Here is a 15,561-nt window from a genome sequence, read left to right as displayed (position 1 = left end):
GAATGGGATTGGTGAAATGAAAATGAATAACAAAAAAGGGACCCTTAAGAGGTCTCTGCTAGCGTTGCTAATAAGTACCACTATTGCTGCACCTTGTGCTTATGCATCTACCGTTTCTGTGGCTTTACCAGAACAGTCTTTGGCTGATTCATTGAGTGCCATTGCAAAACAAGGGCAAGTACAAATTTTATTTGATGCAAATTCAGTTAAAAACCTGCGTGCTCCAGCACTTTCAGGTCAATTTGAAACACAAACTGCATTACAAAAAGTCTTAATTGGTAGTGGTTTAGAAATTATTCCACAAGGAAGTGGATTTGTTATTCGTCCTCTCGCCACGACTAACGCGATTGTCATTCCTGAAGTCAAAGTCACGGGTGTCGGTAGCAGTTATCACCCAGCTACCGATGTCATTTCCGCGCCACAATATATCACTGCAGAAGAGATAAAACAGCGTAATACTGGTGATGGAAACGTAACTGACTTACTGAAAAGTAACCCTGCTGTTCAATTTTCCAATAATGACAGCACATCAATGAATCAGGGTGAAATTAAACCTTCACGTATTTCTATTCATGGCTCTAGCAGTTATCAAAACTCTTATAAGCTTGATGGTGTCAGCTTTAATAATGACTTTGACCCAGCAAACTCAGGTAATGGAGAAACCAACACTCGTATTAGTAGTGATGAGCAAGGTATGTATCTTGATAGTCGCTTAATTGATAGCGTCGCGGTTTATGATAACAACATTCCTGTTGAGTTTGGTGGTTTTACTGGCGGGACTGTCGAAGTACAAAGCCGTCGCTGGTCAGGCGAAACTCATGCCAATGCCTATTACCGCACAACGCGCTCAAGCTGGAACAATATTTTTACTGATCCAAAGCTGAATTTTGATACAGCTAATAATGATTTTAGTAACCCTGCTCGTTTCCAGAAAAAATATGATAAACAAAACTTTGGTGGTTGGTTTGAAACGAGTCTAACTGACAATACGGGGCTAATTTTCTCTGCATCACGTCGTGAATCAACCATTCCGATGATGATTAGTGCAGAGGGTGGAATTATCCTTACGCCAGATGGCCAGTTAGAACAAGTTGAACAAACGCCACACTATCGTGACCAAACTCGTACTTCCGATAACTATTTTATTAAATATTCGTGGGATATTTCAGAAAAACAAACCTTTGATTTATCAACAAATATCGCACGATACAAAAGCTATTTATTCTCAGGTTCAGTCTATAACTCAGGCTATGATAATGAGCATAATGGTTTAAGTTTTACTGCACTCTATAAGCATCAACTTGATCTTGGTTCATTAGAATTAACTGCGGGTTATCAAAACCTTGAAGACAAGCGTTCTAATGATCAAGACTACTTCGTCACCATAAAAGACTATACCGATTGGCAAAACCCACAGCAGATAAGCAGTGGTGGTCAAGGCGATTTGAAAAGCAAACAAGAAACCTACAATGCCAAAAGTATCATGCGATTTAACCCAATTGAATGGGGCTCAGTTAGCCACCAGCCAACAACAGGGTTTGAAATTAGCCGTACTAAAGGCTCTTATGTTCGAGACAAAACCTATTACAACCACACCTATACTGGCTCTACATGGGGCGATGAGTGGATGGGTTCATTACAACAAACAACCCGTTTCTTAGCCGGTACACATGATGCTTCATATACCAACTACGCAATTTATGTTGATGATAATATTCAATATAAGCGCTTAACACTGCGCCCAGGTATTCGTTTGGATCGTGATGATTTTGTTCAAAAAAATAATATCTCTCCACGTTTAAGCGGAACTTATGATATTTGGGGCACTGGTAATACCTTAATTATTGGTGGCGTAAACCGTTACTATGGCCGTTCAATGCTGACTTATGCGCTTTATGGGGCACAGAACGCAGGCTTACAGCACTGCTACTTCTCTTGTGATAACGATAATCCAAGCGATTGGGAAAACCGTACCGACTTTGAAGGTGTTGATTCACTGAAAACACCTTATAACGATGAGCTAACACTAGGCTTGCAACAAGAAATTGCATCAACCACTTGGCGTTTACAATACGTTCATCGTGAAGGTCGTGATGAAGTTCGTAGTGATACAAAATATCCAAATGACAAAGATAAAATAAGAATTCGCCATTTTAATAATAATGGACGCAGTACTCACGACACCTTAACACTTTCTGTGAAAAACAGTCAGCCTTGGGAATTAGCGCAAGCTGATCATGTTTTTAATGCCTCTATTAGCTGGCAAAAAAGTAAAACAAATACGCCTAAAGACTCTGGTTATGCCAACTTTGATCCAAGTACACAAGGGATGAACTACGACAAAGTATGGTATGACGGAAAAATCATCAATGCCAAAGACTTACCTTCAGGCAACTTTAACTCACCATTAAAAGTTACCGCTGAACTCACCAGTGTTTGGGATGATTTGGATTTGACTTGGTATAACCGTCTTCAATGGAATGGCGCTCGTTCACAAGCGGAGAAAGCCAATAATGGATCCCCAAGACCAAGTGAATATGGCCCATTATTCGAATACAAAAAACGTAATTACAGCAGTCGTTTTTCTTGGGATACCAAATTGGGTTGGAAACCTGAATTTGCTTATGGCGTAGGTATCTCTGTTGAAGTGAATAACGTCCTTAACACTAAAAATGTAACTGACTACTTCACTTATCAAGATAAAGATTACAAATCGTATGAACCAGGTCGTCAGTTCTGGTTACAAGTCAGCTACGACTATTAATAAATTGACGAAGTTAATGTGAGCAACCAAGTCGATACACAATAAAAACATGACCAATAAGCAATGAAAACAATAAAACAATTTTTCTATTTAGTTTCACCTTTTTGGGGGCGGCGTGCCGCCCTTTACTGCTGGTTTCTATTGATTGTCTCTTTGACCTTAACCCTGTCATCCGTTTGGTTTAACGTCAAAATGAATGAATGGAATGGTAGTTTCTATAACGCATTACAACAACTTGATGGACAAGCTCTCTACAAGCTACTTCAACAATTTGTCATTATTATTGCAGGATTAATTACAGTCGTAGTAATGGGCGATTTCTTACGCCAAAAAATGGTTATTCGCTGGCGTGAAGGCATGACTGAACAAGTGCTCGATCGCTGGTTATCAAAAAACAGTAAACACTACATGTTAAGACTGACTTCTCAAGAGCCTGATAACCCGGATCAGCGTATTGCAGAAGATATTCGTTTACTGATCGAATCAACAATGCGTTTAACTGTGACATTTTTGCACTCGTTACTCACTCTTATCTCTTTTGCTACCATTCTTTGGTCACTGTCTGGCGCTATCTCTTTCACATTAGGGGGGAGCGAGTGGACAATTCCAGGGTATATGTTCTGGGCTTGTATTATCTATACCATTATCGGGATCACCATTACGCAGTTTATTGGCTCACCCTTGCGTAAGATTAATATGGATAAGCAACGCAAAGAAGCTGATTACCGTACTGCGCTCATCACCCGAAAACAACATGGCGATGCGATTGCAGGTCAACGTGGCGAAATCAGTGATCGCAATGAATTAATGGGTCGTTTTTTAGGGGTTATTCGTAACTGGAACAATCTTATCCGCTACGAAAGAAACCTTGCATTCTTCACTGTCGGCTATCAACAAGCCACTGCAATGGCACCGATTATTTTTGCCTTACCTAAATTCCTTGCTGGCGAATTAATGCTAGGGGGATTAATGCAATTAAGACAAGCCTTCTCTAGTGTTGCTGGTGCATTAAGCTGGTTTATTTTCTCTTATAAAGAGATTGCTGCATGGCAAGCAACAGTGACTCGTCTTTATAACTTCGTGGTACTCTTAGAGCATGATCATGAGCCAGAAGTTGCAGATTTAAATGATAAACAGACTAAATTGAAGGCCAATCTTTCTCTGTTTATGCAAGATGACAGCCTATTAATTCAAGATATTAACTTCTCTGTAAAAGCAGGTGAGTTAACCGTTATTGAAGGTTGCTCTGGCTTAGGCAAATCAACACTACTTAGAGCATTAAGTGGGCATTGGCCTTATTTCAAAGGGGAAATTCAACGTTCACCAAATGTGTGTTGGATCCCACAGCGTATGTATCTGCCTTTTGCACGTTTAGACAGTTTGCTCGCTTATCCTTGTCAGCCTAATCAATTCTCCGCTAAAGAGTATGAAGAAGCACTTCATTTAGTGGGATTAGGCAAAATAAAAAATCAACTTTTACTAGAAACTGATTGGACAACACGCCTATCAGGTGGTGAGCAACAACGCCTTATTTTTGCCCGTTTATTACTCAATAAACCTGAGCTTATTTTATTAGATGAAACCACCTCTGCACTTGATGAGCAAAATGCATTAAACATGTTGCAGCTACTAAAACAACATCTGCCAACCGCAGGTATTGCCTTGGTCAGCCACCAGCGCTTTACACATGTGATTGCAGATAATGTGATTTCACTCAAAGCCCCTACCGTGTCCTCCTCTCAACCTGCTGGAGTTACCGAATATGTATCGTAAATTACTGATTGTTTCAGTCAGTCTTTCACTTTTAGGGTGTGCGACAAGCACTCCTAATCAAAATGACAAAAGTACGCTATTACTGCGTCCTGATGTCCGCCATTTTACCCTAGATAATGGTTTAGACGTCTACTTACTGCAACGCCCACAAACAGGTGTTGAAATGCGTCTTTTGGTAAAAAGTGGTTCGGTTCAAGAAGATGAAAAACAGCTTGGTTTTTCACACTTTACTGAACATATGGCATTTAAAGGTACAACCCATTTTCCGGGTACAACAGGCTTTAAACAACTCGAAAGCCTTGGCATGAAATTAGGTAGTCATGTTAATGCCGCGACAAGTTTAAATGCGACGACTTATAAACTGTCATTGCCGAATGCAAACCCGATCCAAATTAAAACGGGATTAAAGATCTTATCTGACTGGGCATTTGAAATGACATTTGACCCTATCGAGTTTGATAAAGAGCGTCCTGTTATTGTTGAAGAGTGGCGTTTACGCCAAGGTATCGGTTTTCGTATTAACCGCCAATTAGAAGAATTACGTTATTACGGTAGCCGTTATCTTGATCGTGATCCTATTGGCGATTTAGAAATCGTTAAGCATGGTGACGTGAAAGATGCAAAACGCTATTACGATACTTGGTATCAACCAGAAAGAATGGCATTAGTACTGGTTGGTAACTTTAATCAAGGTGATGCCATTGCCGATATCAAACAACTGTTTAACGCTAAAAATAGCGAAAACAAAGGAATTGATGATCCTTCTTGGCACAATTTTATCGACCATAAAGATCTACTGGTTAAAACAATTTTCGATAAAGAACAAGGTTCACGTATTTTACAGTTCACCTTGCAACGTACTTTGCCAGCACCTTTAAACAGTCGACAAGGCCAATATGAAGATTTAATGGATTCATTATGGCTATCAATTTTAAATCAACGTTTCTCAACTATCGTTGATAATGGCTTAATGGCTTCTATTAGCGCTAATGCACAAGGCGCAATGCTAGACTCTCGTCGTTCACAACAATTGATGATTGCGCACCCTAAAGGAAATGATTATCAAGGTGCATTAGATATCTTATTTACAGAAGTTCAACGCCTAGCTTCTGTTCCAGTGACTCAAGAAGAGCTAGATAATGCCCGTAACGCAATGCTAAAACGCCTAAGCCAACAAGCTGCGGGTGAAGAGCGTTACGAGCACGATTATTTAGCCAACCAAATCACAACAGCCATTGAATTGGATATGCCAATTCAAACTAAAAAACAGGCACTAAATTTAAGCTATCAATTAATCAATAAAGTGACCCCTGAAACATTGTCAGCTTATTTTTCTCAATATCTAAAACAGTCATCACCACGCGTTGCTGTGATTGGTCCTGATAATGATGCTAATTTATTTAATGCAACTAAAGCAACGCAACGTTGGCAAGAAATTAGACAGTCAAATCCAGGCGCATTTACCCTAAAAACACAAGCCGTTGTATTAGATATTAAACCTGAACTCACTGGTTCAATTGTTTCAACGCAATCACTCCCTATTGAAAAAACGCAACAGTGGACTCTGAGCAATAACGTAAAAGTGATTGTGAAAAATGACAGTTATCTCAAAGATAATATTCAAGTTTCACTGCGTATTCCTGGTGGTTCATCACTTGAAACAAATCAAAGCTTAGGCATGGTTCAATGGGCGTTGAAATTACCAGAAGTAAGCGGATATGGTAATTATAATGCGCGTGAATTAGCGTTATTTACCAAACAACACCAAATTAGTTTGCGCCCTTATAGTGAACTGTTATTCCATGGTTTCCGTGGCGAAGCACCAATTGATGAACTAGAAACCTTACTAACCTTAATGCATCTAAAAATTACCTCTCCACAGTTTAACGGTGAGAAATTAGAGCAACAAAAACAAGCCATGGCATTAGGTATTTCAAAAACACCTGTTGAACGTACTTTCTTGGATAATATCAATAAAGAAAGCTATCAAAATGGCGAACGCTTAGTGGTTTCTCCGCAAGGTGCTTGGAAACAGTTTACTGCTCAACAATTACAGCAAACAAACCAAATGATCTTAGGACAACCGGCTGATATGACATTAGTTATCAGTGGTCCTGTCAATGTTAATCAGGTAAAACCTTTGATTGAACGCTGGGTTGCAAGTCTCCCGACACGCTCTGAACAGCGTCTATTCTGGGCAGATCCTGCCATTAATCCAAAACTGACTTCATTTAGCAAAACATACCCTATCGCAAGCAGTGATAAGAGTATGATTAGCATTCAATATGCAGCGCCAGCTCAATGGTCACAACAACAAGTACTTGCGCTAAATTTACTGGATACAGTGATCAGCCAACGTTTAAGACTCAACCTACGTGAAAGAGCAGGCGGAATTTATTCACTTGGGTTCTCTGAAATGTTAACGAAAGTGCCTACAAGCTACTATACCGGTCGTTTAAACTTTACGGCATCACCTGAGCGTGCAGATGAATTAATCGCCCTTGCTCGTAAAGTCGTGAATGAAGTTAAGCAGTCAGGTATTACAGAGAAAGAGTTACAAGAGGCTAAAAATATCTGGCTAACTGAAAATTCACAGGTAAATGACAGTGCAAGTTATTGGACAGAGGCGCTTGCTCAAGTTGCAACTGATGACCAACAGTATCAGCGCTTACTCACTGATCCTGCCATTATAAAAACATTAAGTGTTAACGATATAAACCAAGTAGCTCGCCAATGGTTAGGTGAAAATGAAAAGGTCTTTAAGTTAACGCCAGCAACTCAAAAATAAACATGACTTAGGTTTAAACCGATAAGCCATAAAGTTGCTTAAAGTAAAACGCCCAGATCGAGTGTGCATATAGCGTGAGATCTGGGCGTTTGTTCATCAATTTTAATCAAGTTACAGCAATTAAATTCAAATTTATTGACTATTAAATTTATTAATCTTTTTTAACTGCAAAACGACCACTACCTAAAAACATCACAGCAATCGCAGCGAATAGATAGAAACCTGCACTTTCTGGTGCCCATCCCCCTGTTTTAGGGTTTAATGCAAATAAATCACCAGAGTGAACCATTAAGACAGCAACAAACATTGTACCTGCTAAAACAAGTGCTGACGCACGAGTAAATAGACCGATAATCAATAAGATAGGCGCGACAACTTCCCCAATCACCGTACCATAGGCAATAAAAGCAGGTAGATTAAAATTAGCTAACATTCCTTGAATACCAGCTAATCCACCTGGTTCCATCTTATGAAGCCCATGTAATAACATTAAAACCCCAAGAGAAACACGTAATACAAGTTTACCTAAATCAGAACAGTCAACAAGTTGATTAAATTTATTAATCATAACGTCTCCAAATTCAAAATAGTGATGTGTGTTTTTAATACATATTAATAGGTACACTACATTATATGATGAAATATTATGAATGAGTGTGATTTTTATTATCACTATTTGTTCTCATTAAGTAATCACTTAGATTATTATTGCTTTATAACGTGCTATTCACCTTTTCCATGATTAAGATCACAACTTGTTAACATAATGAACTCTTAATCACTCACTTCTCGTTATGCTATAGATATCTCATCTGACCAGTCTAAAAAGGGTATCTGATGGCACATTATTCTCATCTATTTTCTCCCCTTGATTTAGGGTTTACTGTACTAAAAAACCGAATATTAATGGGCTCTATGCATACTGGTCTTGAAGAAGATCCTAAAGATGCCCCAAAGCTTGCACAATTTTATGCACAAAGAGCCGCTGCAGGCGTTGCACTTATTGTCACAGGCGGGATATCACCTAATAAGCAAGGTGTATTATTGCCGCACGCCGCAACATTAATGTCTGACTCCCAGCTTGCACCGCATCAATTGGTTACTGATGCCGTTCATCAGCAAGGTGGTAAAATTGCTTTACAGATCTTGCATACAGGTCGTTATAGTTACCAGCCTAACTTAGTTGCTCCTTCTGCTATTCAATCGCCAATAACCCCTTTTATGCCAACAGAAATGAGTCATGAACAAATCGAACAAACTATCAATGACTACATTCACTGTGCTCAATTAGCCCAAAAAGCGGGCTATGATGGCGTTGAGATAATGGGATCTGAAGGCTATTTAATTAATCAGTTTTTAGTCAGACATACGAATCAGCGAGACGATCAATGGGGTGGTAACATTGAAAATCGTTGTCGCTTCGCTTTACGTATTCTTAAAGGTATAAAAAAAGCCGTTGGTGAGCAATTTATTATTATTTATCGCCTTTCTATGCTGGATTTAATTAAAAATGGTTCAGATGCATCAGAGGTTGTTTATCTTGCCAAAGCAGTTGAAAAAGCGGGTGCCACAATGATCAATACAGGGATTGGCTGGCATGAAGCTCGAATTCCAACGATAGCGACGATGGTGCCAAGAGGCCAATTTGCAAATGTAACACGCGAATTAATGGGCAAAGTAAATATTCCTCTTATTACATCAAACCGCATTAACACACCACAAACTGCAGAAGCTATTTTAGCAGAAGGCTGTGCCGACATGGTTTCAATGGCACGCCCTTTTCTTGCAGATCCTGAGTTCGTTCTAAAAGCACAACTAGGACGTGAAGATGAAATCAATACCTGTATTGCTTGCAATCAAGCGTGTCTTGATGAAATATTTTCAGGGCAAACAGCATCTTGCTTAGTCAATCCTTTGGCTTGTCGAGAAACCGAACTTCTGGTTATTCCAACCCAACAACCTAAAAAACTCGCAGTTGTTGGCGCGGGGCCTGCGGGATTATCTTTTGCTATAACAGCGGCTAAACGTGGTCACCATGTAACACTCTTTGAAAAAGAAGATGTTATTGGTGGGCAGTTGAATATTGCTAGCCAAATTCCCGGAAAAGAGGAATTTAAGGAAACCTTGCGTTACTTTAAACGGCAGTTAGAACTCACTGGTGTGATTGTTAAAAATAATACTGAAGCCACTCCTCATCATCTTAAACACTTTGATGAGATTGTTTTGGCCAGTGGTGTAACACCGCACCTTCCTGATATAGAAGGCCGAGATAATACGATTGTTAAAACTTATTTGGATGTTTTAAAGCACCATCAACCTGTAGGTAAAAACGTAGTGATTATTGGTAGCGGAGGTATTGGCTTTGATACCGGTCTTTATCTTACGCAAAAAGGGCAATGCAGTAGCCTAAGCCCCTGTGCTTTTAACAAAGAATGGGGCATTGATCCAACGCTTTCATATCGTGGCGGTATAAAACCTGAAAATCACTTAAAAGATGATAATAAACAAATTGTTATGACTCAACGTAAAGCCGGAAAGATAGGATTGAATTTAGGTAAAACAACTGGTTGGATACATCGACTAACATTAGAGAAAAAAGGCGTTAAATTCTTAACACATTGCCATTATCAAAAAATTACGCCAGAAGGTCTTGTTATTGAACAAGATGGAAAACAACAACTTCTTGTGGCTGATAACATTATATTATGTACAGGGCAACGCGCTTATCATCCTTTGCTTACTTCTTTAGAAAATAGCCATACAAAAGTCCATCTTATCGGCGGTGCTAAAGATGCCAGCGCATTAGATGCAAAACGTGCTATTAGACAAGGAACAGAATTAGCTCTCAATATTTAATTCTTTTTCGGTGCTTGAGCAAAAAGAAACCCCACATAAAAATGTGGGGTTCTATTTTTTATTATTGATTATTATTTTTACAACTCTTCCTGTCTTACTACTTACCCTTTTTACCCATTATTTTTTTCAGTTAATGGATTATCTGAAATACGATTATCTTCTGCGATACAGACTGTTGCGGTAAAGAGAACATCTGTTGATGAATTCAGTGCGGTTTCAGCTGAATCTTGTAACACACCAATCATCACACCCACGGCAACCACTTGCATAGCGATATCATTACTAATACCAAACATGCTACAAGCTAGTGGAATTAACAGTAGAGATCCCCCAGCAACACCAGATGCACCACATGCACAAACTGCAGCAACAAGGCTTAGTAATAGTGCGGTTGGCACATCAACAGGCATACCCAGTGTATTTACTGCCGCTAATGTCAAAATCGTGATAGTAATTGCTGCACCACCCATATTGATGGTTGCACCTAATGGAATTGAAACAGAATAAGTGTCTTCATCTAAATTCATACGACGACACATTGCCATATTCACAGGGATGTTTGCTGCTGAGCTACGTGTAAAGAAGGCTGTTACACCACTTTCACGCAAACATGCCCATACTAATGGATATGGGTTACTGCGGATTTTCCAAAATACAATCAGTGGATTCACGACTAAAGCAACAAACAGCATACAGCCAATCAGTACAATCAGAACCTGTAAATAACCCGCTAAAACTTCAAAGCCAGTTGTTGCGATAGTTGACGACACTAAACCAAAAATACCGATAGGGGCTAAACGAATAACAACACGTACCAAGTTTGTTACTGCGTCAGCTAAATCTTGCGTTAAGGCTTTAGTGGTATCTTTTGCGTGGCGTAATGCCAAGCCCAGCCCGATAGACCACGCTAGAATACCCATATAGTTACCATTGATAAGTGCATCAACAGGGTTTGCTACCACATTAATTAATACGCCTTTAAGCACTTCAGCAATATTTTCAGGTGGTGACAGTTGTGATTCATTAACAACCAGCGTTAAAACGGATGGGAACATAAAGCTTGCAACAACTGCGGTTAACGCAGCAAAGAACGTTGCTAACAGATATAAAATTAATACTGGGCGAATATTCGATTTTTGCCCTTGACGGTGATTAGCAATCGAAGCCATAACCAGTACCCATACTAAGATAGGTGCTACAGCTTTCAGTGCACTAATAAACAGGGTACCGAGTAAGCTCATCATCTTGGCAGCTTCTGGTGCTAACCAAGCAAGTAAGATCCCTGCGACTAAACCAACGAGTATTTGTTTGACGAGGCTTCCCTTAAAGAACAGGCTGAAGACTCTGGATTGTTGTTTATCCATAGTTATTCCATTACTTAAAATAATATTTAAAAAAGGCATTATTGAGTGTTTGCAATGCCAGTATAAGGAATTGAATCGCGCTGAAAAGCTGATTATGCAAAATATACAGCATTAACCGTTTTTGTTAACAATAAAATAACATAACTGTGATCATAATAGGATTTTGTTCTTTTTAGTATACCAACGTGAAATGAAAGAAATTATTATTATCAGTAGGTTATACTTAGTTATCTTACTTACTTTTTATTTTATTTCTCTTCTTTTTGTTTTTTTTAATCAACTGATAGTCTTTTTTATTAACATTATCACTAACAATTATCCGCTCTGATCACCTTTATTTTGAATAAATAACAAACAGAAAAAAGACGAACAATATAAACAAGATAAGGTTTTATTTTCTCTCAATTAATATTAAAAATTTATCTTTTATCATCTAAATAAAATACGAAACGCCGCTTTTTATTATCCATTATCTTAAGGTTTTCTTTTAAAAAATCCCCTACTCTGAACTCAAAAAGAGATTAGATGTCTATTTTTCAAGATCACATATCTATGGGTAAGTTATGTCGTAATAGAGTTGAAAAATTTTCTGTCTAGTTTTTCCTGATTTTGTTAGAGTGTTGCTGTTTTAAACGATGAAAAATAGACCCTATGAAGTGGAAAACGGGTAAATGGATTACAACACTTATTGAATTTATATTTACCCCCAAATGACTCAGTTTTAGGAAGCCTTTTATATGGAAATCGTAAGAGAGCTCTTCTTGGCGCTATGGCATCAAGATTACGAAACCTTAGCTAATCCTTCATTAATATGGATTATCTACATTTTATTATTCACCATACTATTCCTAGAAAACGGAGTATTACCCGCGGCTTTCTTACCAGGAGATAGCTTATTAATTTTAGTGGGTGTGTTAATTGCTAAAGATACAATGGACTTTCCATTGACCTTACTTATTTTAACCGCAGGTGCGAGTCTAGGCTGTTGGCTAGGCTATCTTCAAGGACGATGGCTTGGTAATACCAAATTAGTGCGTAGTTGGCTGTCGCATCTACCAGAACACTATCACCAGCGCGCACATGGGCTTTTTCATCGCCATGGCTTAGCCGCATTACTTATTGGTCGCTTTTTAGCGTTCGTTAGAACATTGTTACCAACAATTGCCGGCCTTGCTGGGTTAAATAATACTCGCTTTCAAATTTTTAATTGGCTAAGCGGTCTTTTATGGGTTGGTATACTGACCACATTGGGTTATTTATTAGGTAATAGTCCACTTTTTCGTCAGTATGAACACCATTTAATGAATATTCTTATGCTATTACCTGTTTGCCTATTAGTAATCGGTTTAATTGGTAGCATCTGGGTGGTTATTAAAAAGAAAAGAAAAGCTTAATACGAATTAAATATTATCAAGATATTCCGACAGTAATTACACAGCAAAAAATAATAGAGGCCTGTTTCATCTTATTGAGCAGGTCTTTTTTTTAGGATACACGCTTCTAAGCTCCTTTAATCCCGCCATTCAATTAAGATTTATCTCTTTTTTTTACCAATAGGTCGTTATTTAATTTCATTAAGCGGTAAAATTAGTCTATTGTTATAGGTACTACATTCTATCTCTATTAAAGGAGTTAATTATGTCTCAACAACGTTCAAATGAAGATCTGCGTAGTGAATTGAAATCTCTTGCTGATACTCTAGAAGAAGTGCTGAACTCCTCTGCAGATAAATCCAAAGAAGAAATCCAAAGCCTGCGTGCAAAAGCAGAATCGGCAATAAAAGGTTCTCGTGCAAAACTCAGTGATGCAGGTCGAGAAATTGTCGATAACACCAAAGAAATGGCAGGAAAAGCAGATAACTATGTTCGTGAAAATCCATGGACAGGTGTTGGTATCGGTGCTGCTGTTGGTGTTGTTCTTGGCGTTCTACTTGCAAAACGCTAATTTATAATGAGTGATACTCAAAGACCACAGGGCCCCGCATCTGGGGTTCTGAATTCTCTCAGTAGAATTGGTGCTATCGTTATAGGCATGGTTGAAACTCGCCTACAATTAATTGCCATTGAACTGGAAGAAGAAAAAACCACCCTGATCCAGCTTATTTTAATGGCTGGTGTCACACTGTTACTCACCGCTTTTGGCCTAATGAGCCTGCTTATATTGTTATTTTGGGTTATCCCCCCAGAATACCGAATTTATGCTTTAGCGGTTACAACCGCGATTTTGCTTTTCTGCGCCCTTATTGGCGCCATCATGACATTAAAAAAAGCACGAAATTCCACCTTATTAGGTGATACTCGCCAACAGCTGGAACTAGATAAACGTCTTTTGGAGCAATATCATGATGAACAAACAAAATAAGCAGAGTGTTCTTTCAAGACGTAAAAAGCTGTTGTTGAATAAAATTCAGCAACAGCGCTCTGATTTGGGGCAAAGTACACAAACTTGGCTTGATGTGACAGAACCTTATGATAAAGCGTGGCGAATTTTAGTCTCTTTAAAACCTGCATTTTTAGTCGGTGCGAGTTTTATCTCTCTTTACAGTATTAAACACCCTAAAAAAATCATACGGTTAGGACAACGTGCTATCGGTGCATTTGGCTTAATTCGGGCAATACAGAAGTCCTTCAAAAAAACCTCAGATTAAACATCAATTTTTTTGTCCAAGAATGTTAATTCTTCTTAATATCCTCTTTTTCAATTTCCCATTATTGTATATCTCACACCGTAGCCGTGGTTATTAATTCTAAAAATAGAAAATTAACCAGCGAAAATACAAATATAAACAGATATACATTGCAGATAATAGAGTTTAATTAGGAATAAATATCATGAAAAAATTTGAAGACATTGCGTTATTAATTGCCCGTATTTTAATGCCGATTTTATTTATCAGCGCAGGCTACGGAAAAATTGGTGGTTACGAAGGTACACAGCAATATATGCAAGCAATGGGCGTTCCTGGTTTCTTATTACCACTAACTATTTTATTAGAATTAGGCGGTGGATTAGCCATCTTATTTGGTTTCTTAACTCGCACCACAGCAATCTTTACCGCGGTCTTTACTCTTTTAACCGCATTACTGTTCCACAGTAATTTTGCTGAAGGCATGAACCAATTAATGTTTATGAAAAACATGACCATTGCAGGCGGATATTTATTACTGGTTGTGACTGGCCCAGGTAAATGGAGCTTAGATCGTATTTTCAATAAAAACTGGTAATAACGAATTTAGAAATAAAAAAGATCCTCTTGGGGATCTTTTTTTGCTATGAATGACCCGTCCTAAATAAGGTTAACACTTTTCCAATCTGAAATTGGAGAATGTAATGAAACCAATCACTAAACGAACTCAACGCGATTATTCTCTCGCTTTTAAATTACAGCTTGTTGACCAAGTTGAAAAAGGCGAATTAACCTATAAACAAGCTCAAGATCACTATGGTATACAAGGATGCTCTACTGTTTTAGTTTGGCTTCGTAAGCATGGTAGGTTAGATTGGTCAAACGGTACCCCTGATACTTTTTATAGAGGTTCAGCTATGACCCAATCTTCTAAACAACAAACGCCGGAACAACGCATTAAGATCCTTGAAAAGGAACTTGAAGAAGCTCGGCTTAAATCCGATTTTTTCGAAGCTGTGGTTAAAGTCATGGATAGAGACTTTGGAGTTCGTTTGTCAAAAAAGCGCAAAGCCGAGTTATTAAAGAAAAAACGGTTAAAAACCTCACCGTAACAATTGCTTGCCGTTTTATGCAGATCAGCCGACAGGCTTATTACAAGAGGCTGGATAGAACTGAGGAACGAAAGAAAGCAGATTCGGCCATTATTGATGTTGTTAAATCTGAACGAGTCTTACAACCTCGACTGGGTGGGCGTAAATTACATTTTATTTTAAAGCAAAAACAGATGGTTATTGGTCGTGATCGGCTATTTTCTTTATTGAAAGAACATCAGTTACTGGTGCCTAATAAACGGGCTTATCATCGAACAACCTTAAGCCATCATCGTTTT

General features: G+C 38.5%; 11 protein-coding genes and 1 pseudogene. 10 read left to right on the top strand and 2 right to left on the bottom strand.

Features of this window, described 5'->3' with window-relative positions; translation table 11 throughout:
* The first annotated feature begins 16 nt into the window (after window positions 1-16).
* The 3 genes from GWI68_RS03740 (at window position 17) to GWI68_RS03730 (ending at window position 7,325) form a co-directional block, all read left to right on the top strand.
* Window positions 17-2,764, top strand: coding sequence for a TonB-dependent receptor (locus tag GWI68_RS03740; protein WP_166539427.1), 2,748 nt, complete (start codon window positions 17-19; stop codon window positions 2,762-2,764).
* A 63-nt stretch (window positions 2,765-2,827) separates the two neighbouring features.
* Entirely contained in the window at window positions 2,828-4,537 is a 1,710-nt protein-coding gene (locus tag GWI68_RS03735; RefSeq protein ID WP_166539426.1) for an ABC transporter ATP-binding protein/permease, read from the top strand.
* Window positions 4,527-7,325, top strand: a complete 2,799-nt coding sequence (locus GWI68_RS03730) for an insulinase family protein (protein WP_166539425.1) — start codon at window positions 4,527-4,529, stop codon at window positions 7,323-7,325. Before GWI68_RS03735 ends, GWI68_RS03730 begins: the two co-directional genes overlap by 11 nt.
* 151 nt (window positions 7,326-7,476) lie before the next feature.
* Here GWI68_RS03730 and GWI68_RS03725 read toward each other — a convergent pair whose 3' ends face one another.
* Window positions 7,477-7,893 carry a DoxX family protein gene (locus tag GWI68_RS03725; RefSeq protein WP_075671373.1) on the bottom strand — a complete coding sequence of 139 codons (417 nt, stop codon included), beginning with the start codon at window positions 7,891-7,893 and terminating at the stop codon, window positions 7,477-7,479.
* Window positions 7,894-8,162: 269 nt separating this feature from the next.
* Here GWI68_RS03725 and GWI68_RS03720 point away from each other — a divergent pair, with 269 nt between their 5' ends.
* On the top strand, window positions 8,163-10,181 hold the full coding sequence (locus GWI68_RS03720; protein WP_166539424.1) for an NADPH-dependent 2,4-dienoyl-CoA reductase: 2,019 nt from the start codon (window positions 8,163-8,165) through the stop codon (window positions 10,179-10,181).
* A 110-nt stretch (window positions 10,182-10,291) separates the two neighbouring features.
* On the opposite strand, the gene sstT is transcribed toward GWI68_RS03720, so the two are convergent.
* A complete protein-coding gene (sstT, locus tag GWI68_RS03715; protein WP_166539423.1) occupies window positions 10,292-11,545 on the bottom strand; it encodes a serine/threonine transporter SstT in 1,254 nt (417 codons plus the stop codon).
* Window positions 11,546-12,282: 737 nt separating this feature from the next.
* Between sstT and GWI68_RS03710 the strand changes: the two genes are divergently transcribed.
* The 6 genes and pseudogenes from GWI68_RS03710 to GWI68_RS20220 all read left to right on the top strand — a co-directional run.
* Window positions 12,283-12,939, top strand: coding sequence for a DedA family protein (locus tag GWI68_RS03710; RefSeq protein ID WP_166539422.1), 657 nt, complete (start codon window positions 12,283-12,285; stop codon window positions 12,937-12,939).
* Window positions 12,940-13,183: 244 nt separating this feature from the next.
* Window positions 13,184-13,489: a YqjD family protein gene (locus GWI68_RS03705; RefSeq protein WP_072071048.1), complete on the top strand. Its 306-nt coding sequence runs from the start codon at window positions 13,184-13,186 to the stop codon at window positions 13,487-13,489.
* 6 nt (window positions 13,490-13,495) lie between these two features.
* Window positions 13,496-13,906 (top strand): phage holin family protein, encoded by a 411-nt coding sequence (locus GWI68_RS03700; protein ID WP_109410240.1) that lies wholly within the window; start codon window positions 13,496-13,498, stop codon window positions 13,904-13,906.
* Window positions 13,887-14,192 carry a YqjK-like family protein gene (locus GWI68_RS03695; RefSeq protein WP_243733291.1) on the top strand — a complete coding sequence of 102 codons (306 nt, stop codon included), beginning with the start codon at window positions 13,887-13,889 and terminating at the stop codon, window positions 14,190-14,192. Before GWI68_RS03700 ends, GWI68_RS03695 begins: the two co-directional genes overlap by 20 nt.
* 184 nt (window positions 14,193-14,376) lie before the next feature.
* On the top strand, window positions 14,377-14,769 hold the full coding sequence (locus GWI68_RS03690; protein ID WP_075671385.1) for a DoxX family protein: 393 nt from the start codon (window positions 14,377-14,379) through the stop codon (window positions 14,767-14,769).
* Window positions 14,770-14,875: 106 nt separating this feature from the next.
* A pseudogene (locus GWI68_RS20220) lies at window positions 14,876-15,561 on the top strand (IS3 family transposase); the annotation flags it as partial.

Source organism: Proteus sp. G2669, assembly GCF_009915245.1.
Taxonomy (GTDB): domain Bacteria; phylum Pseudomonadota; class Gammaproteobacteria; order Enterobacterales; family Enterobacteriaceae; genus Proteus.
This window is presented reverse-complemented; position numbering and strand designations above follow the sequence as displayed.